The sequence below is a fragment of the Flammeovirgaceae bacterium genome (genome assembly GCA_015180985.1).
GTDB lineage: Bacteria > Bacteroidota > Bacteroidia > Cytophagales > Cyclobacteriaceae > UBA2336.
The window spans coordinates 2,756,608-2,782,712 of sequence record CP054185.1 but is presented as its reverse complement, the minus strand read 5'-3'; the positions used below and the strand labels follow the sequence as shown (position 1 = coordinate 2,782,712).

24 protein-coding genes are annotated in these 26,105 nt (G+C 45.8%); 9 read left to right on the top strand and 15 right to left on the bottom strand.

The genetic code is table 11. The features are described from left to right. The first annotated feature begins 24 nt into the window (after positions 1-24). Complete coding sequence (locus HRU69_12765; protein ID QOI98305.1) at positions 25-681, top strand: phosphoadenylyl-sulfate reductase; 657 nt, start codon at positions 25-27, stop codon at positions 679-681. Between the two features lie 11 nt (positions 682-692). Continuing rightward, a complete protein-coding gene (locus tag HRU69_12760) occupies positions 693-1,613 on the top strand; it encodes an NAD-dependent epimerase/dehydratase (protein ID QOI98304.1) in 921 nt (306 codons plus the stop codon). Positions 1,614-1,630: 17 nt separating this feature from the next. On the opposite strand, the gene HRU69_12755 is transcribed toward HRU69_12760, so the two are convergent. Beyond that, entirely contained in the window at positions 1,631-2,062 is a 432-nt protein-coding gene (locus HRU69_12755; protein ID QOI98303.1) for a hypothetical protein, read from the bottom strand. A gap of 96 nt (positions 2,063-2,158) precedes the next feature. Between HRU69_12755 and HRU69_12750 the strand changes: the two genes are divergently transcribed. Beyond that, positions 2,159-2,668, top strand: a complete 510-nt coding sequence (locus tag HRU69_12750; GenBank protein QOI98302.1) for a hypothetical protein — start codon at positions 2,159-2,161, stop codon at positions 2,666-2,668. A 123-nt stretch (positions 2,669-2,791) separates the two neighbouring features. Here the strand turns inward: HRU69_12750 and HRU69_12745 are convergent, their stop codons facing one another. The 11 genes from HRU69_12745 to HRU69_12695 all read right to left on the bottom strand — a co-directional run bounded on the left by HRU69_12745 (position 2,792) and on the right by HRU69_12695 (position 13,406). Then, a complete protein-coding gene (locus HRU69_12745) occupies positions 2,792-3,712 on the bottom strand; it encodes a type IX secretion system membrane protein PorP/SprF (GenBank protein ID QOI98301.1) in 921 nt (306 codons plus the stop codon). A gap of 4 nt (positions 3,713-3,716) precedes the next feature. Then, a complete protein-coding gene (locus HRU69_12740) occupies positions 3,717-5,927 on the bottom strand; it encodes a gliding motility-associated C-terminal domain-containing protein (GenBank protein QOI98300.1) in 2,211 nt (736 codons plus the stop codon). Between the two features lie 373 nt (positions 5,928-6,300). Then, on the bottom strand, positions 6,301-6,717 hold the full coding sequence (locus HRU69_12735; GenBank protein ID QOI98299.1) for a BrxA/BrxB family bacilliredoxin: 417 nt from the start codon (positions 6,715-6,717) through the stop codon (positions 6,301-6,303). Between the two features lie 100 nt (positions 6,718-6,817). Further along, positions 6,818-7,240: a four helix bundle protein gene (locus HRU69_12730; GenBank protein ID QOI98298.1), complete on the bottom strand. Its 423-nt coding sequence runs from the start codon at positions 7,238-7,240 to the stop codon at positions 6,818-6,820. A 53-nt stretch (positions 7,241-7,293) separates the two neighbouring features. Beyond that, positions 7,294-7,638: an SUF system Fe-S cluster assembly protein gene (locus HRU69_12725; GenBank protein QOI98297.1), complete on the bottom strand. Its 345-nt coding sequence runs from the start codon at positions 7,636-7,638 to the stop codon at positions 7,294-7,296. Further along, positions 7,635-8,066, bottom strand: a complete 432-nt coding sequence (locus HRU69_12720) for a SufE family protein (protein QOI98296.1) — start codon at positions 8,064-8,066, stop codon at positions 7,635-7,637. Before HRU69_12720 ends, HRU69_12725 begins: the two co-directional genes overlap by 4 nt. Further along, positions 8,063-9,298, bottom strand: a complete 1,236-nt coding sequence (locus HRU69_12715) for a cysteine desulfurase (protein ID QOI98295.1) — start codon at positions 9,296-9,298, stop codon at positions 8,063-8,065. Before HRU69_12715 ends, HRU69_12720 begins: the two co-directional genes overlap by 4 nt. A gap of 2 nt (positions 9,299-9,300) precedes the next feature. Continuing rightward, a complete protein-coding gene (sufD, locus tag HRU69_12710; GenBank protein ID QOI98294.1) occupies positions 9,301-10,584 on the bottom strand; it encodes a Fe-S cluster assembly protein SufD in 1,284 nt (427 codons plus the stop codon). Continuing rightward, the gene (gene sufC / locus HRU69_12705) at positions 10,581-11,336 is read right to left on the bottom strand and encodes a Fe-S cluster assembly ATPase SufC (GenBank protein ID QOI98293.1); all 756 of its coding nucleotides are present in this window, start codon (positions 11,334-11,336) and stop codon (positions 10,581-10,583) included. The genes sufD and sufC overlap by 4 nt, the downstream gene beginning before the upstream one ends. Before the next feature lie 74 nt (positions 11,337-11,410). Next, positions 11,411-12,856: a Fe-S cluster assembly protein SufB gene (sufB, locus tag HRU69_12700; GenBank protein ID QOI98292.1), complete on the bottom strand. Its 1,446-nt coding sequence runs from the start codon at positions 12,854-12,856 to the stop codon at positions 11,411-11,413. Positions 12,857-12,941: 85 nt separating this feature from the next. After that, complete coding sequence (locus HRU69_12695) at positions 12,942-13,406, bottom strand: Lrp/AsnC ligand binding domain-containing protein (GenBank protein QOI98291.1); 465 nt, start codon at positions 13,404-13,406, stop codon at positions 12,942-12,944. Between the two features lie 401 nt (positions 13,407-13,807). Between HRU69_12695 and HRU69_12690 the strand changes: the two genes are divergently transcribed. The 3 genes from HRU69_12690 (at position 13,808) to HRU69_12680 (ending at position 17,159) form a co-directional block, all read left to right on the top strand. Further along, positions 13,808-15,487 (top strand): AMP-binding protein, encoded by a 1,680-nt coding sequence (locus tag HRU69_12690; protein ID QOI98290.1) that lies wholly within the window; start codon positions 13,808-13,810, stop codon positions 15,485-15,487. A 61-nt stretch (positions 15,488-15,548) separates the two neighbouring features. Next, the gene (locus HRU69_12685) at positions 15,549-16,649 is read left to right on the top strand and encodes a PD40 domain-containing protein (GenBank protein QOI98289.1); all 1,101 of its coding nucleotides are present in this window, start codon (positions 15,549-15,551) and stop codon (positions 16,647-16,649) included. A 66-nt stretch (positions 16,650-16,715) separates the two neighbouring features. Further along, the gene (locus tag HRU69_12680; protein ID QOI98288.1) at positions 16,716-17,159 is read left to right on the top strand and encodes a TerB family tellurite resistance protein; all 444 of its coding nucleotides are present in this window, start codon (positions 16,716-16,718) and stop codon (positions 17,157-17,159) included. Here the strand turns inward: HRU69_12680 and HRU69_12675 are convergent. Further along, positions 17,156-18,532 (bottom strand): sodium-dependent transporter, encoded by a 1,377-nt coding sequence (locus HRU69_12675; GenBank protein QOI98287.1) that lies wholly within the window; start codon positions 18,530-18,532, stop codon positions 17,156-17,158. The genes HRU69_12680 and HRU69_12675 overlap by 4 nt on opposite strands. Before the next feature lie 135 nt (positions 18,533-18,667). Between HRU69_12675 and HRU69_12670 the strand changes: the two genes are divergently transcribed. Both HRU69_12670 and HRU69_12665 read left to right on the top strand, forming a co-directional pair. Continuing rightward, positions 18,668-20,116, top strand: a complete 1,449-nt coding sequence (locus HRU69_12670) for a TonB-dependent receptor (GenBank protein ID QOI98286.1) — start codon at positions 18,668-18,670, stop codon at positions 20,114-20,116. A 138-nt stretch (positions 20,117-20,254) separates the two neighbouring features. Beyond that, a complete protein-coding gene (locus HRU69_12665) occupies positions 20,255-20,980 on the top strand; it encodes a hypothetical protein (GenBank protein QOI98285.1) in 726 nt (241 codons plus the stop codon). 55 nt (positions 20,981-21,035) lie between these two features. Here the strand turns inward: HRU69_12665 and HRU69_12660 are convergent, their stop codons facing one another. Together HRU69_12660 and HRU69_12655 are read right to left on the bottom strand one after the other, a co-directional pair. After that, entirely contained in the window at positions 21,036-22,418 is a 1,383-nt protein-coding gene (locus HRU69_12660) for an alanine:cation symporter family protein (protein ID QOI98284.1), read from the bottom strand. Positions 22,419-22,461: 43 nt separating this feature from the next. After that, complete coding sequence (locus HRU69_12655; GenBank protein QOI98283.1) at positions 22,462-23,517, bottom strand: agmatinase family protein; 1,056 nt, start codon at positions 23,515-23,517, stop codon at positions 22,462-22,464. A 249-nt stretch (positions 23,518-23,766) separates the two neighbouring features. Between HRU69_12655 and topA the strand changes: the two genes are divergently transcribed. Next, the gene (gene topA / locus HRU69_12650; protein QOI98282.1) at positions 23,767-26,103 is read left to right on the top strand and encodes a type I DNA topoisomerase; all 2,337 of its coding nucleotides are present in this window, start codon (positions 23,767-23,769) and stop codon (positions 26,101-26,103) included. The last annotated feature ends 2 nt before the right edge of the window (positions 26,104-26,105 follow it).

The following is a 26,105-nucleotide window of genomic DNA, read 5'->3' as shown; positions in this document are numbered from 1 at the left end:
TTTTTAATATTGGGTACAGCTTTTATGACTTTCGAAGCTCTATATGACCAGATTCACCGTTACCAGGCAGCCGGTAAGAAACTGTTTACAAGTTCATCGTTCCAGTCGCACAGCCTGGTGTTGCTGCACATGCTGAGCCGGATAGACCGCACCATACCCGTGTACTTTATTAATACCGGCTACCACTTTCCTGAAACAATCCGCTTTCGCGATGAAGTGACCGCATTGTTTGGTATAAATACCATTGATTTAAAGCCCGAAGTGCCCAAGTTTATGCAGCGCGATGCCGAAGGAAAGTTACTGTTTACGTCCGACCCGGACCATTGCTGCTACCTGAATAAAACCCAGCCCATGGATGGCGTATTGCGCGAGTTCGATGTGTGGATAAACGGGGTGCGGGCCGACCAAAGTTCGGTGCGAGCCGCCATGCGGGTGGAACAACCGGCCCCGTATGGAAAACTGCGGTTTCACCCGATGCTCGACTGGACAAGCAAAATGATTTGGGAATACCAGAAGGAATTTAAACTGCCCAGGCATCCGCTGGAAGAACAGGGCTATGTAAGCATTGGTTGTGAGCCATGCACCCGAAGGTTAGACCCCAACATGCAGGAGCGTGAGGCGCGCTGGTTTGGACTGAAGAAAGTAGAATGCGGACTGCATACAGAATTAGTTTCGAAGTAAATGGTTAAGCAATGAATGTGCTTGTTACCGGTGGAGCCGGGTATATCGGAACGGAACTGGTTGAACTGCTGGCCCGCAATCCGGCTGTTGACCGGATTGTGATTTTTGATAACCTGAGCCGAAGCAATTTTAATTTGTTTCTGGGCGGCAAGATTGAAGAGCACGGAAAGATTCATTTCCAGAAAGGCGAACTGCTGGATAGCCGCGGACTTAAAAGATCACTGCAGGGAATAGATGTAGTGTATCACCTGGCTGCACGGGTTACCACACCGTTTGCCAATGCCGATGCGCATTTGTACGAACAGGTAAATCACTGGGGTACGGCTGAACTGGTGTATGCCGTTGAAGAGAGCAAGGTTAACCGATTCATCTATACCAGCAGCGCAGGGGTGTATGGTTCTTCGGATGATGAAATTGATGAATTATACAAACCCCACCCGACTACCTTTTATGCGATATCCAAACTTCGTGGTGAGGAACATGTGCGCAGGCTGGCCGGCCGGATGGATACCTTTATTTTCCGGTGCGGCAACGTATATGGCTACAGCCGCAGCATGCGGTTCGATGCTGTTATCAACAAGTTTGTGTTTGAAGCCAACTTTGAAAAGCGCATCACCATTCATGGCGATGGCAACCAGGCGCGCGCGTTTATTCACATCAACCAGGTAGCACAGGCGCTGGCGGCAACCCTGCATACCAACCTGCCGGGCGGCACCTATAACCTGGTAAGCCGCAACCTGAAGGTGATTGATATTGTGGATGAATTAAAGCAACTCATTCCCGACCTGGAATTTATTATGATTAACCAGCATATCCGGTTTAGTCAGTTGAGCATAAAAGTTAATCAGTTAGTTAACCAGTCTCTGGATATACGCAACGCTGAAACGTTCAAAGCGGAACTACGTGCGTTTCTGGATAAATTCAGTTTCTAAATGTTAGTTAAGCCAGCTTAACTCTTAAACAGGCCGCCTTCTGAGGAATCAGGGGTTGTGCGAACTCTCCACTCATCCTCGCTCATCTCTACAATTTCAACAGGAAGCAAATGATCAATGTTGTATGAGGCAATATCCTCATCAGGCCAAAAGTGATTAAATGCCTTGGCTAGAATAGGTTTTATTTCTTGTGTTGTAAATGGAATAGCGTGCAAAGAAAGTAAACCAGGGTGAACAAGCTTTGGATTATTATAAAGAAATGCCAAGCCTGCCCTGAAGTAATACAGGGAATGTGGATTATTGTTTATTAAGGCGGCAAGCTTCTTTAAACTTTGCTCGAAAAGATAAGGATCCGCATGATGAAAATCATCGGAAGGACTGAATGTGAAGAGTTGGTCGTTAAAAATGATGGCCAGTGCTTCCCTTAAAAACTGTTTGCTAATTTTCATTATTTCGAATTTTAATTTCTACTAGTACTTGCAAAGTAATAACTTTAGCTTTATAACCGTTTGTAACAATAGTTGTTTTTTACATACTCACTTTTTATGATGAATGTAACCACACATCTATATGCCGGTATTAGTTTTGGTGACTATAAAAGCGGCACATATGGGGGGGCTTTGCCTCAACCAGTCCATCCTCCTGTGTACCAGTACTGGTACCTTCATCAAGCCCAATTGTCAGATAAGAGCGTTTATGATGAGTTTGTTCTTAAGTTCGCTGATTTCTTAAGTAGGGCAACTGTAAATGGAGTTATTTCAGTAGAGGAATTTCTTCAATTAAATGAAATGAATAATCAAAAAGAACTCGGTAATGTGTACGCAAAGTTTAATCAGGAGATCGATAGAGGAAATCACGTATATCCGCTGCCGGTATTGATTTTTTATAAGTCAGAATCAAAAAGCCCAATAGAACTAGATCTGCATCAATGCAACTTGGAAGGGCCCAGCGCTTTTGCGCTTTTTTCGTTTGTCCGCCAACACGGAGTTTATTTCAAATCTGAAATACCAGATTCATTTATGCAGCGGCATTACTACCGGTTTATTGAGAAATGAAAAAGAGGCCCATGGTTCCACAAGCGGGTTTTTAGGTTGCGAGTAACCTCTTTGAATAACTTTCGGAATAATGAAGCGTGGTTGGTATGCTAAAGTTTATGGCTTTGGTAAAATCTTCCGTCTCTAAAAATCACTCAGTTCAAGCGTATCGTGAAAGCGGAGCAATCCCAGGTTGATACCCACGGTCAGGTCATGGGTGGTAAAATTAGTACCCACCGATTTGTTGGTAGGTAGTTCGAAGGTATACCCAAATCGGAATTGATTGAATTTGATTTGGGCCAACAGCCCATAGGTATTGAAATTACGTGTGAATAATCCTACTGCATAACGATCCTCGATATTCAATTGTGCGTTGATATCCGCTGAAAGCGGTGAACCGGAAACCGCTCGCACCAAAACACCAGGTTTAAACCGAAGCCGGTCTGAGATCATAAATAAATAGGAGGCAAATCCATAGAAATGCTGGGTGTACAGGTCAACCTCACCGGTACCGGAAGTTGATTCAAAATCGGTTGTTGCTTTTAGTAACCGGGGCACCGCCAGGCCAACAAAATACTTATCGCTTTTGACCAAAACACCTGCGCCAAACGTTGGCTTGGTGGTGTTTTGCACGCCCGAGAAGAGCGGGTCGGTCGGGTCGTAGGGATTCAGTTCACTGTTGTCGGTTCGGTAATTCATCATGCCGGCCTGTAACCCAAATGACAACAACGTGCTTTGATTCAGATTTATTTTATAGGCATACACCGCCTGAACAAGTGTGTTGGTGTTTTCACCGATTCTATCCTGCGATATGAGTATTCCCAGCCCCATCTTATTATCGGCCACGCTGGTGTGCCCGGTGAGTGCCAGGGTGGTGGGGCTGCCATCAAAACCAGTCCACTGCTTGCGGAAACCCGCCATTACATTAAGGTATTTGTTCATGCCGGCATAAGCAGGGTTTATCAGGAATGGATTGTTCAGGTATTGGGCGTAAAGCGGGTCAACCTGTGCTTTAGCTGCCGAGTAAAAGAACAGGAGAACTAATGTGATGTAGCGCAGTTTCATAACCTTAGCGTTTTAATGAAAGGAAGCCGGTTACTACCGGGCCACCACTGATTTCAATTTTATAGAAATAAGTACCGGAAGGTAAATCTTTTCCTGAATTACTAATACCCTCAAACCGTCTGGTCAGGTTATCATAATCATTAATACTAAAGACCAGATCACCCCAGCGGTTGTAAATGCTAACCCGGTTTGCGGATTGTGGTAGTCCATCAATACGGAGGTATTGGTTGCCGGGGGCCCCAACCGGTGAAACGGCATTGTAGATAACTATGGATGAGGTTACCTCTACCGTAATAAAAATTTCCTGCTGCGAACAGGCGCCCAGGGCATCGCAGGCTTCAATGCGAACCGAATCAATACCAAGGTAGCTGATGCCGGAATAATCAATGCGAAGCGATGCCGTAGTGGGTGTTTTAATCAGTTCGGCAAAGGCTCCGCTAACCGGCTGGCGAATGATTTTGAGGGAGTCAATCACAAAGTTGTTTTCGGCATCGGTAATAATAGCCAGCAGGTCAAGGTCAATGAGGGTTTGGCCGCTGGTTGCCGATAAAGGATCAGGAGTAATTACAGGAGGCGTGTTGGCAATGCAGGTCACTTCAACAGTAACTGTATAGTCGCCTGCCGGAAGGTTGGCAATATCTTCATCGGGCGAAGTAAAGCCAAAAGGCCCGTTCCACAGGTAGGTTACTGTTGGTGCAGCAGTAGTTACGGTTAAGTCAATAGCTCCATTACCGGGAATACCGTTGCAATCGGTGCTGTTAAACACCTGGCTGGTGAGGGATATGGCCGGCAAGGAATGGTCGGTAACTTCCGGACTACCGTCTCCCGGAAACAAAAAGCGCGAGCATCCGTTGGATTGGTCTGTAATACGCACGCCATAAATTCCGGGCGCAACATTAATCAAATCCTCGGTGCCGGCTATCGGATCCAACATCTCGTTGTACCAGGTAATTGTAAAGGGGCCTATTCCAATGGGTGTAAGGTCGATGGCGCCATTATTTCCGGTACAGGATGTATTTGGCGTTACCACATAGATTGCTGAAGGGGTAACGGCAGTATTAGCAACTGTAAAGGTGTTGCTGGCAACGTCATTGGTGCAGCCACTCACCAAATCATTAACATAAAGAAAATGAGACCCAGCCGTAAGATTTGTGATGTCTTTGGTGGACTGTACACCCGAAGGAGTGAACCAGGTAAAGGTATATGACCCGCTTCCTCCGGTTACGTCAATACTAATTGAGCCATTAGGAGGTGTACAGGTGGATTGTGGCACAATGCTGTTGGTGGTAACGGTAAGAAAAGGAGCTGAACTATTAACAAATAATCCATGCTGAATCATACACCCGGTATCCAGGTCGCGCACCTCAACAACATAATAACCGGCCACCAGATTACTGATTGTTATGGTTGTGGAGTTTTCGAGCTGCGAATCTTCAGCCCCGGTATAAATGTTTTTCCAGCGAACCTGAAAATTATGCGGAAGGGTAGTGTCAAGAATATCAACAGTAATGGATCCGTTGGGTGTTACACACGAAGTATTGTTTGTACTTGAAGAACCGGTAAGGTAAAAGTCGGTGCCGGCAAGGTCGGCTGATGTAGTATACGTACAGGGTCCGGCTGCGGTAACTTCAAGTTCATACCGACCGGGCGGTAAATTGGTAAACAGCCGGTTGAAGGTGGCGCCTACTGATGAGCCATTATCAATTAGGGTGTAGGAATTGTTGTATTGATCATAGCGGTAAAGGTTGTACACGTAGGGGCCCGGCTCCAGTAAAGTGGCGTTAATCTCCCCATCAGATGCCTGGCAGGAACTTGGATCAATAGTGGTAACTTCCAGCAGGCCGGAGCAGGTATAGGGACAAAAATAACCCAGGGTAAAATTTGCCGAGGAGGAGCACCCGGTGTTGTCGGTAACGGTAACCGAATAGTCACCGGCAACAACGCCAATCAGGTCTTGCGTTGTGGCAACCACCGTACCGATACCATCTGTCCATTCGTAGGTATAAGGTGAAACACCACCATACACACTGATATCGATTTCACCATCACTGCCAAACAAGCAGTTCTCATCCTGCACGGCTTCGTTTTGGATATGAACAGTACCATCATCCAGTACCTTAAATGATTCTTTAACCTTTTTTGTCTGCGCCTGGATATTGAATACGCCCCCGAGAATAAAAAGTAACAGAGCTGTTAGTAGCCAAGCCTGCTTCATAAATTGTAAATTTCCTCTTCCAGTTTCATTATATTTTGGCACTTATGCAAATGGTTGATTTGTTAATTTTACTATTAACCTTTTCTGATGGCTCGCAATCATACCACTATAATTCACTAACCATTGAATGTGAGTTTATTTTCAGTATACTCAGACAACGCCTTGGCCAATCTTTGGACTGGCGGGGCAGGTGCGGATTGGGCACAGCGTTGAACGAGTATGCGGGGCCATACGGCCCGGGAGCGTATTCAGCTTAGGTATCTTTACGGATTATCAGTTAACCTTTTGGTAATCTTGTAGAAGATACTCAACGTTTTAAACAATAAAAGCGACTCAATCAGTCGCTTTTATTAAATACAATGCTAAACTAAAATCAGCAATACTCATCAAACACTTCTACCAGATGCTCGCCAATCATCTGGGCGTTGCGGCCTTCAATATGGTGGCGTTCAATGAAGTGCACCAGTTCGCCATCTTTAAATAACGCGATGGATGGCGATGATGGCGGGTAAGGCAATGTATATTCTCTGGCACGGGCCACCGCCTCAATATCGGCACCGGCAAATACGGTTGTTAGCTGGTCGGGCTTTTTAGTACTGTTTTGTAATGCCCATTTAATACCGGGGCGTGCAGCGCCTGCAGCACACCCGCATACAGAATTAAATACGAGCAAGATGGTGCCCTTGCTGTCTTTCAGGGTTGTGTCAACATCGGCAGGGGTGCGCAACTCTTTAAAGCCTGCGCTGGTCAGGTCGGAGCGCATGGGGGCTACAAGTGGTTCGGGATACATACTTCATTTTTTTTTTGGTTCAACATTCGTTAGAGATTCAAGGTTCAAAGTTCAAAGTTCAAAGTTCAAAGTTCAAGGTTCAAAGTTTCGGGTTTAAGGTTTATTTCAGGTTTCCATAATTTTCAAGTGGTTCGTTTACGTATTTCGGACCTTTGAGATCTGAACACTTCAAATAGGTGATTAATGCAGATAATTGTTTACTGATGGTTTCTACCTGGACTTTCAGTGATTCAAATTCACCTTGCTCCAGGTGGTTTCTGTCAAGTGCACGGTAAAGTTGAGATCGCAATTCTGCGGCAGAGCCCTTGGCAATAAATAGAAATTGAATAAACTCCTTATTTCCTCCCCGATCAAAACCTTCGGCAATATTATCCATAATGCTACCGGTAGTTTTATTGATTGCTTCTTTAAGCGAAAAATCCTTCCTCAAATTTCCACGTAGCGTAATTTCAAAAATTTCCCTGGCCAGCGTTCTGGCTTTTTTCCAAACCTCCAGGTCTTCGAATGAATTTATTGTTGCCACTTTCCTTTCAATCTTAAACCTTAAACCTTGAGCCTTGAATTTTAAACCTTGAATTATAAAAAGCCAAGTTCCAGTTTAGCCGCTTCGCTCATCATGTCCTGCGAGTAGGGTGGATCGAATGTGATTTCAACTTTCACATCGTTTACGCCTTCTATGGCTTTTATCTTCTGTTCCACTTCACCGGGTATTACCTCAGCCGAGGGGCAGGAGGGTGAGGTGAGCGTCATCAGTACATACACATTATTGATAGGATAGACGTTGATTTCATATATCAGGCCAAGTTCATAGATATCAACGGGTATTTCCGGATCATACACGCTCTTAATCGCGCCTATCACCTTCTCACGCAGGTTGGCTATTTCGGTTTGCTGTACGTCTGTTTGGTTTTCTTCTTTCATACTTCCTGTTTTGTTTTAAAAGCCAGTGCGTACAACTTCATTTGTTTAATCATGGCGGCAAAACCGTTTGACCGCTGCGTACCGATAAACCGCTCCATCCCGATTTTGTTCATGAAGTACAAATCGGCATTTAGTATAGCTTCAGGAGTTTGGCCGTTGAAAATACGTACCAGCAAACTTACCAGGCCTTTGGTAATGGCTGTGTTGCTGTCGGCCTCAAAGTACACACTGTCGTTCTGCAATCGGGCTGTTAGCCAAACTTTTGATTGGCATCCTTTCACCAGGTTTTCATCCGTTTTACCCGATTCGTTCATTGGAGGCAGTTTTTGACCCAGCTCCATGATGTAAAATACAGTCATCTCCATGTCGCCATCCAGCAGCGAGAACTCCTGTATAATCTCGTTTTGTATGTCAACGATGGATTTCATCTCATAAAGTTGATGATGCGGTTAAGTGCCTCCACCAGTTGATCAATTTCTTCTTTTGTGTTATAAACTGCGAATGAGGCGCGAACAGTTCCATCAATACCAAACTGGTCCATCAGGGGTTGCGTGCAATGATGCCCGGTACGAACGGCAATACCTCGCGCATCCAGCATCTGGCCGATGTCGAACGGATGAATGCCATCGATAATAAATGAGAGAACACTTACTTTTTGTGATGCCTGGCCGATAATCCGAGTACGGGGTAAGGCTTCCACTTTTCCTGTAGCATAAGCAAGCAAATTACTTTCGTGAGCAGCTATATTTTCCTTTCCGGTTTCATTAATAAAGTCTATAGCACTTTTAAAGGCAATGGTATCGGCAATGTTGGGTGTGCCGGCTTCGAATTTGTAGGGCAGGTCGTTATACGTTGTTTTTGCGAAGGTAACTTCTTTGATCATTTCCCCTCCGCCCTGGTAAGGAGGCATTTTTTCAAGCAGTTCTTTTTTTCCGTACAGAATGCCCGTGCCGGTTGGCCCGTACATTTTATGTGAGGAGAGGCAATAGAAATCGCAACCGAGGTATTGCACATCAATGGGTACATGTGCGCCCGCCTGGGCTCCGTCAATCAGAACCACCGCACCAACCTGATGAGCCAAATCAATAATTTCTTTAACAGGATTAATCGTGCCCAGGCTGTTTGATGCGTGATTGACGGCCACAATTCTGGTCTTATCGGAAAGCAATTTCCGGTAGGCATTTAGATTAAGTTCGCCATTTTCTAAAACCGGAATGATTTTAAGATGGGCTCTCTTTTCTCCGCAAACCAATTGCCAGGGAACTATGTTGGAGTGATGTTCAAGACCGGAGATGATTACTTCATCACCCGGCTTCAGAAAAGTTCTTCCGTATGAAGAAGCAACAAGATTTATGGCCTCTGTTACGCCACGAACAAAAATTATTTCTTCAGCAGAATTAGCATTAATGAAGTCTTTACCTGCCTGCCGTGTCTCTTCATAGGCTTTGGTTGCCTTTTCGGCCAGGGTGTGAATACCCCTGTGGATATTGGCATTATAGCCCTTGTAGTACTCAGTTAATGCGTTGATGACCCGCAAAGGTTTTTGCGTGGTGGCGGCATTATCAAAATAAACCAGGTCACGGCCATTTACCTGCTGGTTCAGTACCGGAAATTGCTTCCGGATTTCCGCAACATTAGCCGCAATAACCTGACTATCCATCTTCAGAAGTTTTTATGCAGCCTCTCGCTGACAAGGTTATCAATATAGGTTCTCAGTGAAGTGTCAGTTATTGTTTCAAGCACTTCGCTGGCAAAAGCGTACAGTACCATGGCCCGGGCAGTTTCTTGGTTAATACCACGCGAGCGCAGATAAAAGATGGCTTCTTCATCCAACTGACCGGTGGTGCAACCGTGCGAGCACTTTACATCATCGGCCCATATTTCAAGCTGCGGTTTAGTATTGATTGTTGCTTTATCCGAAAGCAGGATGTTACGGTTGGATTGGAAGGCATTGGTTTTTTGTGCATCCGGCCGCACAAAAATTTTTCCGTTAAATACACCTTTCGACTGGTCTTCCAGAATCCCTTTATACAGTTCATTACTGTATGAGTTCGGCTTCCGGTGATCAACCACCGTATGATTATCGGCCAGCGTATGGTTATGAAGCAGGTATAATCCGTAAAGGTGACTATCGCAGTTTTCACCATCTAATGAAACGCGCGTGTTGTTGCGGATGAAGGCACCGTCTAACGTAACTACATGACTGTTAAGTTTACTGCCGGTGCGCTGCCAGAACTGGTTAAAAAGGTATTGAATATGTGTAGGTACATCGTTTTGAATGACCAGGTGATTTAGCTGAGCATGTTCGTGCAGCACAATCTCCGAAAGCGTATTAGATAGGGCGGTGTTGTTTCCGAATGAACACCATTTTTCAATTAAAGTAGCTTCGCTTGATGCACCGGCCACTACCATGTTCCGGCTTACTGATTTAACTTGTCCGTTGGCGGAATCGTGGAGGTAATATATAATGAGTGGCTTATCCAGTTTTATGCCATCCGGAATTTCCAGGTAAAGGCCGTCATTCCACGTTGCAGTATTCCAGGCCGCAAAAGCATCGGTTTTGAAATCAGCATACCTTCCGATAAGTTTATCGGCATGCAGGCGATCGGAGGCCTGGTGCATGGGAGTTGCTTTTGCTGTAACCGGCAGGGAGGATTTTTCGGCAATGAATTTACCATTCACTAAAATAACCTCGTAAGCATCCAGCCCGGGTATTTTCCAGTGTTCATCCGTTGGTAAATCCCCGCTGGTTACAAATGAGTGGCCTAACTGTAGGCCCTTTTCCAATGCACGGGTCAGGGGTGTATACTTATACTCTTCGTTTTTATTACCCGGTAGTCCAAGTTGGCGTAGAACCGATAAGGCTTCTTTTTGTAAATCAGTTTGCGGATAAACAGATTCGGTAAGTGTATCCAGCAGGTTGGTATGTATTAAATTTTCGCTCATGCAACTTCTGCTTCGGCTTTAATCCAATCGTATCCTTTCGACTCTAACTCGAGCGCAAGCTCTTTGCCACCTGATTTTACAATCTTTCCTTTATAAAGCACATGCACAAAATCAGGAACAATGTAATTAAGCAGGCGCTGGTAGTGGGTAACTACAATAATGGCATTATTTTTCGACCGTAGTTTGTTTACACCGTTAGCAACAATTTTCAAGGCGTCAATATCAAGCCCTGAATCGGTTTCATCCAGTATAGCCAGTTTGGGTTCCAGCATGGCCATCTGAAAAATTTCGTTGCGTTTTTTTTCTCCGCCCGAGAAGCCCTCGTTGAGCGACCGGTTTAAAAGCGACTGATCGATTTCAACGAGTTTCATTTTTTCTTTCATCAGCCCCAAAAAAGAAACAGCATCCAATGGATCTTGTCCGCGGTGCTCCCGCACCTGGTTCACCGCTGTTTTCATAAAGTTGATGGTGCTCACCCCGGGTATTTCAACCGGGTACTGAAATGCGAGGAATACACCTTCGCGGGCACGTTCGTCTGGTTCCAGGTCGAGTAAATTTTTTCCCAGGTACTCAACGGTGCCACCGGTTACTTCAAACTCTTCGCGGCCGGCAAGAACCGAAGCCAGGGTGCTCTTTCCTGAGCCGTTTGGCCCCATAATGGCGTGCACTTCACCGGCTTTTACTTCAAGGTTTATTCCGTTAAGAATTTGTTTGCCGTCAATCTGGGCGCTTAAGTTTTTTATTGATAACATATGCTTAGTTCAAAGTTCAAGGTTCAAAGTTCAAGGTTCAAGGTTCAAGGTTATTGATACGGGTGCTGAATCGATTACCCTACACTTCCTTCAAGTGTGAGCGCCAACAGTTTTTGCGCTTCTACGGCAAATTCCATCGGTAATTGATTCAATACTTCTTTTGCATAGCCATTTACAATCAGGGCAACAGCCGACTCTTCATCGATACCGCGCTGCTGGCAATAAAAAATCTGGTCTTCACCAATTTTCGATGTGGTTGCTTCATGCTCAACGCGGGCCGTATTGTTCTCCACATCAATATAGGGGAAGGTGTGCGCCCCGCATTTGTTGCCCATCAGCAGCGAGTCGCACTGCGAGAAGTTGCGGGCATTTTCGGCACGCTTCAGTACATGCACCTGGCCGCGGTAGCTGTTTTGTGAATGACCGGCTGAAATACCTTTTGAGACAATTCGCGATTTGGTGTTTCGGCCGATGTGAATCATTTTCGTGCCGGTGTCGGCTTGCTGGTGGTTGTTGGTAACGGCCACGGAGTAAAACTCACCGCTGGAGTTATCGCCTTTGAGTACACACGAAGGATATTTCCAGGTGATGGCCGAACCGGTTTCAACCTGTGTCCACGAAACTTTGGAGCTTTCTCCGGCACACAAGGCCCGCTTGGTAACGAAATTATAGATGCCGCCTTTGCCTTCTTTATCGCCCGGGTACCAGTTTTGCACGGTTGAATATTTTACATGCGCCTCTTTCATTGCATAAATCTCTACCACAGCCGCATGAAGTTGGTTTTCGTCACGCTGGGGTGCGGTGCAGCCTTCCAGGTAACTTACGTATGATCCTTCATCGGCAACAATAAGCGTACGCTCAAACTGACCTGTGTTGGCCGCGTTGATCCGGAAGTAGGTTGACAATTCCATCGGGCAGCGAACGCCTTTGGGTATGTAGCAGAAAGAACCATCGCTGAAGACGGCCGAATTAAGAGCTGCGAAATAGTTGTCATTCATTGGCACAACCGAGCCCAGGTATTTTTTTACCAGTTCCGGATGTTCACGCACCGCCTCGCTGAACGAGCAAAAGATGATACCCAGTTCGGCAAGCTTTTCTTTAAACGTTGTTGCTACTGATACACTGTCCAGTACGGCATCAACGGCCACTCCCGTCAGGCGTTTTTGCTCGGTAAGAGAGATACCCAGCTTCTCGAAAGTCTTTAATAACTCCGGGTCCACCTCTTCCAGGCTCTTCGGCTTTACTTTCTGTTTAGGGGCTGCGTAATATATAATGTCCTGGTAGTTGATTTCCGGGTAGGTTACGTTTGGCCATTTTGGTTCGGCCATCTTTGTCCATTGCCGGTAAGCTTTCAGGCGCCATTCCAGCAGCCATTCGGGTTCATGTTTTTTAGCACTTATAAACCGGATGATATCCTCGTTAAGGCCCTTAGGAGCCGACTCCATTTCGATGTTGGAAGTCCAGCCGTGCTCGTATTCCCTGGAGGTCAGCTCTTCCAGAATCTGGTTGTCTTTGCTCATGTAAGGGTAATTATTTAGACTAATTTCAAATAAAGCTCAAAGATATAACAGAAATGCGGTAAATAGGTTCTTTTCGAACCTTTGTTTAAAGCAGGTTAAGGTTACGATCCAGGCTTTCTTCCAGCGAAATCATGGTTTCTGTACGCTCAATTCCATCAACCTGCTGGATTTTATCGTGCAATACCAGTTTGAGGTGGTTAGTGTCTTTACAGTGGATTTTTACGAACATGCTGTAGTTACCTGTGGTATAATGGATATTGGTAATTTCCGGTATGGCTTTAAGTTTAGCCATCACTGAATCGTATAAAGCACTCTTTTCCAGGAAGATACCTATGAATGCCGTAATGTCGTAACCGAGTTTTGCGTAGTTTACCTTCAGGGTTGTCTTCTCGATAATGCCGGACTCACGAAGCTTGTTGGTGCGCACATGTACCGTGCCTACTGAAACATGAACCTTGTTGGCTATCTCGCTAAGCGGCCTGCTGGCATCACGCATTAAGATTTCAAGAATCTTCAAATCGGTATTGTCAATTTTATAATTCTGGGGCATACATCTCTTTCATTTATAAAAAATATTCATTTAATATCAAATTAATTAAATATTTTATAAAAAAAAATGAATATGTTGAATAAAAACATAACAATTTTTCTCTTTGTCAACGTTTGTACACTGTAGGGTGTTGAAATTGGCAGACAAGCCCTCCTGTCTCGGGGGTGGGGAGTCAAGGATAAACGCAGGATATAGCCTGCCGAAGGTACTGCGGCAGACAGGGGTTGACCACCACTGGTTGTTCTGTAGCTAACTTCCCCGTGGAGGTTCGAGCCCTCCCTCTACAGCCACTTTTTCGCGGTTATTATTTAGGGTAAAGTCCTGACCAACGGTCAGGACTTTTTTGTTCCGATGCCTATATTTGAAAACAAACAATCGTTCGGCATTAACCACAACTAATCATGAAAGATTTTCCCTGGATAAAAAGCTACCCAACAGGTATTCCCGCTGAAATTAACCTTTACGACTACAACTCCATTGTTGAGTTGTTTGAAGATTCATTTAAAAAGTACAGTAGTCGTGTTGCTTATGAAAATATGGGTAAACAGTTAACCTATGAACAGGTTGATGAACTGTCGAGACATTTTGCGGCCTACCTTCAGTCGATAGGATTACAGAAAGGTGATAGGATTGCTATACAAATGCCTAACCTGCTTCAATTTCCGGTTGCTTTTATTGGTGCGCTCCGTGCCGGCCTGATTGTTGTCAATACGAATCCGCTTTATACACCACGCGAAATGGAGCACCAATTTAAAGATTCGGGTGCCAAGGCTATTGTTATCGTAGCCAACTTCGCCAACAACCTGCAGCAGATTATTCATAACACACCAATAAAACATGTAATTATTACTGAGTTGGGCGATATGCTTGGTGGCCTGAAAGGTGCCCTGGTAAATTTTGTGGTTAAGCGTGTAAAGAAAATGGTACCGGCTTACCATCTGCCGGGCGCTGTTTCATTCAATTCGGCTCTTAAAAAAGGTGCAGTGCTTGCATTTACTAAACCATCATTTTCGCTTACCGATGTTGCCGTACTTCAATATACCGGTGGCACCACCGGTCTTTCAAAAGGCGCTGCGTTAACACACGCTAACCTGGTGGCACACAACTCCATGATTACCCAATGGTTTAAACCGTACCACAGCCAGTCGGCTGAACAGGATATTATTATCACGGCCATCCCGATGTACCACATATTTGCACTAACGGTTAATGGAATTTTGAAGCTTAGCGTTGGTGCCAAAAATGTATTGATTACTAACCCACGCGATATACCGGGATTTATAAAAGAACTTAAGAAGCACAAGTTTACCATCATAACCGGGGTGAACACATTATTCAACGGCCTGTTGAATAATCCGGATTTCAAAAATCTCGACTTTTCGAAACTGAAAGGAGCCGTTGGCGGAGGCATGGCCGTTCAGGATGTGGTAGCCAAAAAGTGGGAGCAAGTTACCGGTAAGCCCCTGGTTGAAGGGTACGGACTGAGCGAAACATCGCCAGTGCTCTGTTGCAATCCGCTGGATGGCACCCACAAACTGGGTACCATCGGTTTGCCGATGCCCAGCACGGAAGTAGCCATCTTCGATGACAACGGCAACCAACTACCACAAGGACAAACCGGTGAGATTTGTGCAAGAGGGCCCCAGGTGTTTTCCGGCTATTGGGAGAAAGATAACTCGGATGTGTTCTATCCGGGCGGGTGGTTTAAAACAGGCGACATCGGCCTGATGGATGAGCAGGGCTTTTTCAAAATTGTCGATCGGAAAAAGGATATGATCAAAGTATCGGGCTTTAATGTTTATCCGAACGAAATCGAAAACATAATTGCCGCCCATCCGAAAGTCCTGGAGGTGGCCGCTATTGGTGTGCCTGATGAGCGGTCGGGTGAGGTGATAAAAGCTTTTGTAGTGAAACGCGATCAAAGTCTTACCGAAGACGAACTCAGGGAGTATTGCCATAAAAACCTGACCAACTATAAAGTTCCCAAGTACTTTGTCTTCCGGAATGAACTGCCAAAGTCGAATGTTGGTAAAATTATGCGAAGGCTATTGCGTGAAGAAGAACCAGCCCGGGCGGCATAATTATTACGCAGAAGGATATTTTACCTCAACTAAAGAATCTATTTTTGCCAAATTTTTTGGTATGAAACGGCTTTATTCGGTTTTGCTGCTTGTTTTTGTATTGGGGCTGTGTTTATCGTTTATAGATAAGGCGCCTGCAAACAGAGGTACTTCAACTGACTCTCTGCGCTATTCACAGGAAAAGCACCTGAGAAATTTACGCCAACTTACTTTTGGTGGCGATAATGCCGAGGCCTATTGGAGTTTTAACGGCAAGATGGTAGCCTTTCAATCCAACAACAAGGCCTGGGGCCTTGCGTGCGATCAGATTTTTTACCTGAATGTGGATGGCCCCGCCCTGCAGCCGGGTAAGAAGCCGCAACTTATCAGTACCGGTTCAGGCCGTACTACCTGCTCGTATTTTCTTCCGGGCGACAAACGAATACTTTATGCTTCCACACACCTGGGCGACAAAGCGTGCCCACCCGAACCGGGCCGCACCCCGGGCGGAAAATACCTGTGGCCCATCTATGATAGCTACGATGTTTTTGTTGCTGATCTTAAAGGAAAAATCAGGAAGCAACTTACAACAACACCCGGCTATGATGCTGAGGCTACCGTGTCGCCTAAAGGCGATAAAATTGTGTTTACCTCCATGCGAAACGGTGACCTGGATTTATATGTGATGAACATTGATGGTTCTGGCGTTAAGCAGATTACAAATGAATTGGGTTATGACGGAGGCGCCTTCTTTTCACCCGATGGCTCCAAAATTGTATTCAGGGCTTCTCGGTTTAAAACAGCGGAGGAGAAACAGGAATATATTGATTACCTGAAGCAGGGGCTGGTAGCACCTACGGCCATGGAAATTTTTGTTTGCAATGCCGATGGCTCTAATCTTCGCCAGGTTACTAACCTGGGGAAAGCAAACTGGGCTCCGTTTTACCATCCCTCCGGAAAGAAGATCATTTTCAGCTCGAACCACCACAGCCAGCGCGGTTTTCAGTTTAATCTTTTTATGATTAATGAAGACGGCACCGGCCTGGAGCAAATTACCTACGACAAGGTATTCGATTCGTTCCCCATGTTTTCGCCTGACGGCAAGCGGATTATTTTTTCAAGCAACCGCAACAATAACGGTACCCGCGATACCAACCTGTTTGTGGCCGATTGGGTTGAATAACTGCAATTGGCCTTTAAGGATTTGTTTGATACTTTTGAAGGTGAGTCTCTAACACATCCAACGGTTATGATCGGTTTCTTTGAACACCAGTACCTGTCGTACAAAAAAAATCACATCCGCAACCTGCTGGCCCTGGCCAATGCCGATGGACACATGCACAAAAAAGAAGTTGAGCTGCTTTACAAAATCGGGCAGCGGTACGGCCTTAAAGAATGGCAGGTAAAAAACCTGGTGGACAGCCAAGAGAAATTTGAGCTGAACATCCCTGATAACTTTAACGATCGGATGAACCTGCTGTACGATTTGATTTTAATGGTGTATGCCGATGAAAAAGTAGAAAAACGGGAGATTGAATTTTGCCAGGATGTAGCCAAACGGTTTGGGATGAAAAAAGAAATTGTGCCCTGGTTGCTCCAGGTCTTCGAAAACGGAACCCCGCCACCGCCCGATGAATGGACCGAAATAAAACGCGAAGCCCAGGAAAAATATCTTAATAAAAAGAAAGGCTAAAAGAACACGCCTAAACCGAAATACCGGTCAATTATCAACACCGATAGTCCGCCTAAAAGTACCGGGCAAACCCACGTTATCATAACATGCAGATACTTCCGCATAAAGGAATTCATGTAACCGGGGTTTCCGTTAACCAGTTCGGCATCCATGTTATTAATCTTCCATTGTCTGACGATGAAAATGCACATCAGGCAGCCCCCCACAGTTAAACTGATGTCGCACATATCCGATACAAACGACAGCCAGTCGCGGTTAAGGTAAAACGGTAACTTGTTCAATGCGGGTATCATGCCCTGGCTAAACATGGTGGGTAAGCCCAGTACAAAAATGAGTAATGCCAGAAACCAAACCACGCGTGTGCGCCTGAACTTAAGTTGGTCAACCACGTAAGTTGTGGGCACCTCCAACAATGAAATGGTTGAAGTAAGGGCAGCAAAACAAAGTAGCAGAAAGAATGAACCGCCCACAATGCGCCCGAGCAGCGGGCCCATGTCCCGGAATACATCGGGTAAAACAATAAACACCAGGGCAGGTCCTTCGGTAGGAGAGATGTTCTGAGAAAAGACCATCGGGAAAATCATAAATCCCGCCAGAAAAGCTACCATCGAATCGGCCACAGATATAATGGCAGCCGACTTTATTACGTTTTGGGTTTTGCTAACATACGAACCATAGGTAATTAGGCACCCCATTCCAAGAGAGAGCGAAAAGAATGCTTGTTTGAGGCCGTCATAAATAGTTTGAGCGTTGATTTCATTCAATTCCGGTACCAGGTAAAACCGTACACCGGCCCAGGCGTTGGGTAAGGTGAGGCTGTATGCGATAAGCAGAATCAAAATTATATAAAGTGCCGGCATCATGATTTTGTTGGCCGCTTCAACACCTTTTTGAATGCCCCGTGAAACGATCAGGGCAGTGATGACCATAAAACCAAGCGAAAACCAAAAATTGTCGCTGATGTCGTTTACATAATTGCCGAAGAATTTCCCGAAATCCGGTTCGCCAAGCAGGTTGCCGAAGGATATCTCCAAAAAATAGCCAAAAGCCCAACCGGCCACTACATTATAAAAGGAGAGTATGAAAATCCCGGCCAGAATACCAAATATACCCAGGTACCCCCAGCGTTTACCACCCAGGTGGGAGTACGACCCATAGGCATCACGCCCGGCTGCACGTCCAATGGCTATTTCACCAACAAGTACCGGGAAGCAGAGTAAGAAGATGAAGATCAGATAGATAAGCAAAAAAGCCGCACCACCATTTTGGCCGGCCAGGTAGGGGAACCGCCAGATATTGCCAAGCCCAACGGCTGAACCTGCAGCGGCCAGAATAAAACCAATCCGACTCGTAAAACTACCACGTAACTCCATGCAGTGAGGGGGGTTGAATTTCGAAAAATAGACCTTAAACCTTAATAATCAAAAACAGGTTACTTATACAGTAAACTTTGTATTGCATTTTGATGACCTGATTAATTTGATTTACTTTTACTGTCGCAGTTGGATATGGATGAATTCAGGAAACTAACCACACAGGAGAAAGCCCTCCGCATCAATCTCAAAAAAGATATTTACGGGGCCTTTGCCGAAATCGGGGCAGGGCAGGAAGTAGCCGCAAACTTCTTTAAAGCCGGTGGAGCCTCCGGCACCATTGCCAAAACCATCAGCGCTTACGACATGAAATTCAGCGATGCCATTTATGGTTATTGCGAACGCTATGTGTGCGAAGAACGGCTTTTTAAAATGCTCGACCACGAATACGAATTGTTACCGGAGCGGCTGCCTCACCGTGTTAATGATACCCGCTTCTTTGCCTTTGCCGATACCGTGGAGGTTTTAAACTTCGAGCGTACCAACCAGGCGCATGGCTGGATGGGCCTGCGTTTTCAGTTGCGGCCTGAAGCCGAACCCAACGATTGCATCATTCATGTAAAGATGCATGATAATGATTCGATACAGCAGCAACTGGCATTGGGCATTGTGGGAGTTAATATGATTTATGCCTGCTCGTTTTATACTGATCCGGAGCAGATTCTGATGGCGTTAATGGATGGGCTGAGTACCCGCAGGATAGAAATTGACATGTTTCGTATTACCGGACCGGATTTTAAACATGTTGATAACCGGTTAATGGCACTGAAGCTGGTGAAGAACGGCCTGACCCGTGCCGCCATGTTTGGCCCCGATGGCGAGGTAATGCAACCCTCCGATGAATTGTACAAAAAAAATGTGCTGGTGCTGCGTGGCAGGTTTCGACCGCCAACCCACGTAAACGTGGATATGCTGCTTACCTCGCGCAGGCATTTTAAGAATGAACCGGATGTTGATCGGTCAAAAATGGTGCTTCTTACCGAACTTACGTTGAACGACCTTGGGCCGGATGGCGCCATTGATGAAAAAGACTTTTTAAACCGGGCTGATATTCTGTGTTCGCTTGGCCAGAACGTGCTGATTTCAAATTACTTTGAATACTACCGGCTGATGGATTACCTGTCGCGCATTACGAAAGGTAAAAAAATAGGCATTGTGATGGGGATAAATGCTTTACAGAAAGTATTCGATGAGCGTACCTATGTCAATATCCGGGGAGGTATTCTTGAGTGCTTCGCTTCCCTATTCGGCACAAATGTTAAACTTTATATTTATCCTGCCCTGATTAACGATACGGGTAAGTTGTTCACCCTACGTGATTTTGAACACACACTTCCCAAAAACCTTAAAAACCTGTTCCGCTACCTGATGGACAATAACAAACTTGAAGATATTGACGATGCCAACGTGAATAACCTGCACATCATCAGCGATAACGTACTGGCCATGATTAAGAAGGGTGAACCGGGCTGGGAAAAGTTTGTGCCGCACAAGGTAGAAGAAGCCATTAAAGAAAACGGCTTATTTGAGTACCCGCTCACTAAAATGGAAAATCCGGCTGCCGTTGATTATCTAAAAAAATAGTCCAACCCCGGTTACTTCTTAAGCCCTGATTTACAGGATTTTTTTCCGTGGATGTCCGATGAGCAGCCGCTTACGGGGTTACTTTTCAGCAAATGGCAGGATGGACGGCCATAAATGTTAAACCAAATTTTAAACCTTATGCGAACAAAAATTTCATCGTTATTTTTGCTTTTATCCCTGCTTGTTTACACAGGCTGTGGTGATGATGATTCCGGGCCTTCTTTCGTAACTACTCCGGAAGCACGCTCTGAAAACGATGCCAGCGGCAAAGGAGTTTACAAAGGTGTATTTATCGGCTCATCCGGCTTTATTAAAGTTAACCTTGATAACCTTGGCGATGGCGTAATCTCCTTAACCTTAAATCTGGATGGTGAATCCTATGATCTGGAAACTGAGCAGACATACAATCCGGATGTTGGGTTTCAGGGATACTTCACCGGGGCAGTAACCGGTGGCCTTGCTACCGTTGGATTTTATACCAATACCACGGGTACCGAATTCGGGTTTTTTGGCGTAGAAATCCCGGGCCATCCCGATGTATCCTTCATTCTTGTTAAGGAGAAATCCAACGCCCTGGTGCGGTGTTTTGAAGGAACATTTTCCGGCTCCGACTCGGGTATTATCAATTTTTTAATTGTTGATGATGAATGGGCAGCCCTGGCACGTCCTGACGGTGGCTCATCTGATGATGAGGCTGAACTGGACGGCGAACTGAATGGCAATACCTTGGGTTGCGATTGCGACATAGATGGCGATGGTACAGGCGATATGGAATTTACCGGAACGATAAGCGGTAACTCGATGAGCGGTACCTGGGCGCAAGGCGAGGGCAGTGGTACATGGAGTGCAAAGCGCACCTACTGATTAAGGTACTACCTGATACAGAAAGGGTTGTTTTTGCAAACAGCCCTTTTTGTTTTTAGGTGGTTGATTTTAAGCGGGCAAAATACCGTTTTGCTTCTTCCATAACCTTAGGTGCCAGTATAAACCCCGAGATCATGGTAGGAAACGCCATGATGGCGTAGGCGATATCAATAATATTGATGATGGTTTCCATGGAAACCACAGCTCCGAAAATAATAGTGGCCAGGTAAAAATAGTTATACAGCTCTCCATTTTTAACGCCAACAAGAAACGACATGGCCTTGCTGCCATAATAGCTGTACGAGAACAGCGAAGTAACCGCAAAAAAGAAGCAGCACAACAGCAACAGGTATTTACCAAAGCCGGGCAAGGCGTTTTGAAACGCGGTAGCCGTTAGCGTTACTCCGTTTGAGTCGCTCGACTGCCATACACCGGTTACAAGTATGGCAAGTGCCGTAAGCGTGCAAACCAGCAGCGTATCGATGGCCGGGCTCAGCATGGATACGAGTCCTTCGCGGATGGGCTCCGTACTGCGTGATGCACCCAGCGCCATGGGTGCTGTACCAATCCCGGCTTCATTTGAAAACGATGCCCTGCGCACTCCGGTTTGAATGAGTCCGCCAACAACACCACCAAACAGCGGTCCTTTATAGTATTCGGCTGAAAAGGCATCGGTAAAGATCATCCAGAGGTATTTGGGAACGACCTCAATATTGAGCAGCAAAATTGCTAGTACCGAAAGAAAGTACAGCACAATCATCAGCGGCACCATTTTACCGGCCCAGTTACCAATGCGCTGAATGCCGCCCAGAATAACAATACCGGCAAAAACTGTCAGCACCACACCAATCAGTAATTTAAAATTGTTAACTGCAAAGTCACCGATAACAAATTCACCGAACGAAACTGCAGGAAATCCGATATCAATAATAGCCTGCGTAAGCTGGTTAGCCTGAAAGATGGGTAAACATCCGATTAAACAGCACACACTGAAAATTACGGCAAGCGGATACCAGTTTTTTCCCAGTGCTTCGCGGATAACATACATCGGGCCGCCCTGAATATTACCCTCCGAATCTTTACCACGGTACATAACCGAAAGTGTGCTGGTAAAAAAGTTAGATGACATACCTACAAATGCGGCTACCCACATCCAGAACAACGCGCCCGGCCCGCCAATACTAATGGCAAAGGCTACTCCGGCAATATTGCCCATGCCAACTGTTGAAGCCAGGGCAGTGGATAATGCCTGGTAGGCATTAATGTAACCCGGATCGTTCGGGTTGTCGTACTTGCCGCGTAAAATGGCGATGGCATGAAAAAAATATTTATACTGAATAAACCGTGAGTAGAAAAAGAAGAACAGGCCGCCAAGTATTAACAGGAAGAGTACGGGCGTCCAGATGCCGTTGGCAATGGTTTGAATAAGTTGGCTCATGAAGAGGTGTTAAGGCAGCAAAATAGGAAATTACCCGTTAGCATCAGCGTGCAGGTTTTGCTTTACCTTGCGAGACGGCCATCCAGTTACATAATTGGTACAGCATGCGGGCGCCTACGTTGGCATCCCACTCGTCACTACCCGGAGCCACTTCGTTTAAATCAAAACCGATGATTTTCCGTCCGGACTGAACCAGCTTCCTTAGCAGGTAGGTAATCTGGTGAAACTCAAACCCACCGGCAACAGGAGTACCTGTGTTGGGACAAAGTTTCGGGTCGAGGCCGTCAATATCAAAACTGATGTACACCAGTTCAGGCAATTCACGGATGATTTCATCGCACAGGGCATCCCAGGTTTTTCCGGCAAATTGCTGGGCTTTAAGGTCTTCATCAAAAAATGTTTTTATGCGCCCCATCGATCGATCCATCACCTGTATTTCTTCTTCACAAAAATCGCGGATTCCCACTTGTACCAGGCGGTTTACTGACGGAAGTTTTAGTGCGTTGTACATGATAGAGGCATGCGAGTAAATAAATCCTTCGTATGCTTTTCGCAAATCGGCATGGGCATCAATCTGCAAAATACCGAACCGGTCGTACCGTTCGCTTAGCGCCCTGATGAAACCCAGCGGTGTGCTGTGGTCGCCTCCCAGCAAAGCAACGAGTTTGCCTTCTTTCAGGTAGTTTGTGGTGGTGGCTTTTACATATACATTCAGGTTTTCGCACCCTTCATTGATTTTTCTGAGCAGCGGATTGTTGGCGCCTGTTTCGTCTCCCCCTTCAAGCGATGCGATGTGCTGGGCAGCCAATTCGCGCAGGCGGATGTTTTCCTTTAAAATTTCATCATTAACCGGAACCATGGCAATTCCAATCTTCCAGGCATCGGCAATGTTTCTGTCGTATAAATCAACCTGTACCGATGCCTGTAGTATAGCTTCCGGCCCTTGTGCCGCACCCGTTTGGTACGATACTGTTACTTCCCATGGAACCGGTACAATAATGAGTTCCGCATTTTCTGGCGTAAATGGTAATCCAAATACATTTCCCGTAAGACCGGGAGCATTCGGATTAAAGGATTGTATTGACTCATCGTGCGTCATACGAACAAAAATTTTGCGTGAATATACTATATCTTCTGTGCACAGCCCGCGAAGTACTTTATCAGAGATTTTACCAGCAAATCGGATGATACATACATCAAAAAAGAATTATCAAACGTGTGTGTAAAGTTGCAATAACCTTGGTGTAATTCAGTTACTTAGTTATCCGGTTCGTGTACATGCTGTACTGATCAAAATTTGATTATTTAAAATTTTACAGATATTTGAAACCGTTGATAAACCCAAAGCATGGCAAAAAACCTTGTAATTGTTGAGTCTCCTGCGAAAGCAAAAACAATAGAAAGCTACCTGGGAAAGGAATATAAAGTTGCTTCCAGCATGGGGCATGTGCGCGATTTACCCAAGGGCGGTGATGCCATTGATGTGGAGAATGGATATGAGCCTACCTATGAAATAAGCCCCGATAAAAAGGAGGTTATTGATAAACTTAAAAAACTTTCTGAGGATGCGGAGATGGTCTATCTCGCCAGCGATGAAGATCGCGAAGGAGAGGCTATATCCTGGCACCTGAAGGAAGTACTGAACCTGAATGATAAGAAAACCAGGCGTATTGTTTTTACCGAGATAACCAAAAAGGCCATTCTCAACGCCATTGAAAATCCTCGCGGCATTGATACCGACCTGGTTAATGCGCAACAGGCACGCAGGGTGCTTGACAGGCTGGTGGGCTATGAGCTATCGCCTATTCTTTGGAAGAAAATTAAAACCGGTCTTTCGGCCGGCCGGGTGCAGTCGGTGGCTGTGCGTTTGGTGGTGGAACGCGAACGTGAAATAGCCGACTTTAAAATAAAGAGTGCTTACCGGGTAACCGCCCAGTTTGATTTAGGCAATGGTAAGCAATTGCAGGCCGAATTAGGTGAGCGTTTTGAAACGGAAAAAGAAGCGCTTGAATTTCTTGAGTCATGCAAAGGGGCAGTTTATACCATTGCTGATTTACAAACCCGCCCCGTTAAGCGTTCGCCAGCGCCTCCGTTTACAACGTCAACCCTGCAACAGGAAGCGGCACGCAAACTTGGTTTTTCGGTATCGCAAACCATGGTGGTTGCTCAGAAGTTGTATGAAGCCGGTAAGATCAGCTACATGCGTACCGACTCGGTTAACCTCTCGGACGAAGCCCAACAGGGGGCCCGGCAGCAAATCATTTCGGCTTATGGAAATGAATTTGTTCAACTGCGCCAGTATAAAAACAAATCATCTTCAGCCCAGGAGGCACACGAAGCCATCAGGCCTACGGATTTTTCGGTGTTGGATCCCAACATGGACCGAAACGCCCTCCGGTTGTACGAGTTAATCTGGAAACGCGCCATCGCCTCACAAATGGCCGATGCGGAACTGGAAAAAACCACGGCCACTATTTCAATATCCACCAATCCGCAAACACTATCGGCCACTGGCGAGGTGGTGAAGTTTGAAGGGTTTCTGAAAGTATATATGGAGTCGGGCGATGAGGATGATGAGCAGGAAAACGGTAAAGTACTGCCACCACTTACCATGGGACAGACTCTAAACCTGAACGAAATGCTGGCGCGGCAGGCTTTTTCGCGAACACCGCCACGGTATACCGAAGCCAGCCTGGTTAAAAAGCTGGAAGAAATGGGTATTGGCCGGCCGTCAACGTATGCACCTACAATTTCCACCATTCAGAAACGCGGGTACGTTGTTAAAGAGAACCGCGAGGGCGTTGAGCGGGAATACAATGTGTTTATTTTGAAAAATAACTCAGTAACCAAGACGAAGGAGACTGAGATTACTGGTGCTGAGAAGAATAAATTGTTCCCGACCAACACCGCCATGGTGGTAAACGATTTTCTGGTAGAACATTTCCCCGATATTACCGACTACTCCTTTACTTCGGAGATAGAACTGGAGTTTGATGAGATTGCCGAAGGGAAGCTGGAATGGCGTAAAATGATTGATAACTTTTACAAGCCGTTCAGCAAAAAGGTGCGGAAGACCGAGCAGGTTGAGCGATCATCGGTAGGTAAAAGTCGTGAGTTGGGTGTTGACCCGAAAACGGGTAAGAACGTGTATGCCAAGCTGGGCAGGTTTGGTGCCTATGTGCAAATAGGCGAAAACCCCGATGATAATGGCGGTGAAAAACCAAAATTTGCAAGCCTGCGGCCAGGGCAGTTTATCGAAAGCATTACCCTTGAAGAGGCGCTGGAGTTAATGAAGATGCCCCGGCAGATGGGCGAGTTTGAAGGCAAGCCTGTGGTTGTAGGCATTGGCCGCTTCGGTCCTTATGTATTGCACGATAAGAAGTATGTCTCCATCCCGAAAGAAGATGATCCTTACACCGTTACTTATGATCGGTGCATTGAGTTAATACAAAACAAGCGTATAGCCGATGCCAACAAAACCATTAAGGTATTTGATGAGAACCCGGATATCCAGGTATTGAATGGCCGGTTTGGTCCGTACATAAAGGCGGGGAAGAAGAATGTAAAGATCCCGAAAGATAAAAACCCTAAGGAATTAACTCTGGAGGAGTGTGTAGCTCTTGCCGATGCTGCACCCGAAAGAAAAGGCCGTGGATTTACGCGCAGGAAGAAAGCGGTTGAATAAAC

Bases quoted from the DNA above. Each gene is read 5' to 3' on its own strand.
- HRU69_12765 (QOI98305.1), top strand. From the start codon at position 25: ATGACTTTCGAAGCTCTATATGACCAGATTCACCGTTACCAGGCAGCC.
- HRU69_12760 (QOI98304.1), top strand. From the start codon at position 693: ATGAATGTGCTTGTTACCGGTGGAGCCGGGTATATCGGAACGGAACTG.
- HRU69_12755 (QOI98303.1), bottom strand. From the start codon at position 2,062: ATGAAAATTAGCAAACAGTTTTTAAGGGAAGCACTGGCCATCATTTTT.
- HRU69_12750 (QOI98302.1), top strand. From the start codon at position 2,159: ATGATGAATGTAACCACACATCTATATGCCGGTATTAGTTTTGGTGAC.
- HRU69_12745 (QOI98301.1), bottom strand. From the start codon at position 3,712: ATGAAACTGCGCTACATCACATTAGTTCTCCTGTTCTTTTACTCGGCA.
- HRU69_12740 (QOI98300.1), bottom strand. From the start codon at position 5,927: ATGAAGCAGGCTTGGCTACTAACAGCTCTGTTACTTTTTATTCTCGGG.
- HRU69_12735 (QOI98299.1), bottom strand. From the start codon at position 6,717: ATGTATCCCGAACCACTTGTAGCCCCCATGCGCTCCGACCTGACCAGC.
- HRU69_12725 (QOI98297.1), bottom strand. From the start codon at position 7,638: ATGAAAGAAGAAAACCAAACAGACGTACAGCAAACCGAAATAGCCAAC.
- HRU69_12720 (QOI98296.1), bottom strand. From the start codon at position 8,066: ATGAAATCCATCGTTGACATACAAAACGAGATTATACAGGAGTTCTCG.
- HRU69_12715 (QOI98295.1), bottom strand. From the start codon at position 9,298: ATGGATAGTCAGGTTATTGCGGCTAATGTTGCGGAAATCCGGAAGCAA.
- sufD (QOI98294.1), bottom strand. From the start codon at position 10,584: ATGAGCGAAAATTTAATACATACCAACCTGCTGGATACACTTACCGAA.
- sufC (QOI98293.1), bottom strand. From the start codon at position 11,336: ATGTTATCAATAAAAAACTTAAGCGCCCAGATTGACGGCAAACAAATT.
- sufB (QOI98292.1), bottom strand. From the start codon at position 12,856: ATGAGCAAAGACAACCAGATTCTGGAAGAGCTGACCTCCAGGGAATAC.
- HRU69_12695 (QOI98291.1), bottom strand. From the start codon at position 13,406: ATGCCCCAGAATTATAAAATTGACAATACCGATTTGAAGATTCTTGAA.
- HRU69_12690 (QOI98290.1), top strand. From the start codon at position 13,808: ATGAAAGATTTTCCCTGGATAAAAAGCTACCCAACAGGTATTCCCGCT.
- HRU69_12685 (QOI98289.1), top strand. From the start codon at position 15,549: ATGAAACGGCTTTATTCGGTTTTGCTGCTTGTTTTTGTATTGGGGCTG.
- HRU69_12680 (QOI98288.1), top strand. From the start codon at position 16,716: ATGATCGGTTTCTTTGAACACCAGTACCTGTCGTACAAAAAAAATCAC.
- HRU69_12675 (QOI98287.1), bottom strand. From the start codon at position 18,532: ATGGAGTTACGTGGTAGTTTTACGAGTCGGATTGGTTTTATTCTGGCC.
- HRU69_12670 (QOI98286.1), top strand. From the start codon at position 18,668: ATGGATGAATTCAGGAAACTAACCACACAGGAGAAAGCCCTCCGCATC.
- HRU69_12665 (QOI98285.1), top strand. From the start codon at position 20,255: ATGCGAACAAAAATTTCATCGTTATTTTTGCTTTTATCCCTGCTTGTT.
- HRU69_12660 (QOI98284.1), bottom strand. From the start codon at position 22,418: ATGAGCCAACTTATTCAAACCATTGCCAACGGCATCTGGACGCCCGTA.
- HRU69_12655 (QOI98283.1), bottom strand. From the start codon at position 23,517: ATGACGCACGATGAGTCAATACAATCCTTTAATCCGAATGCTCCCGGT.
- topA (QOI98282.1), top strand. From the start codon at position 23,767: ATGGCAAAAAACCTTGTAATTGTTGAGTCTCCTGCGAAAGCAAAAACA.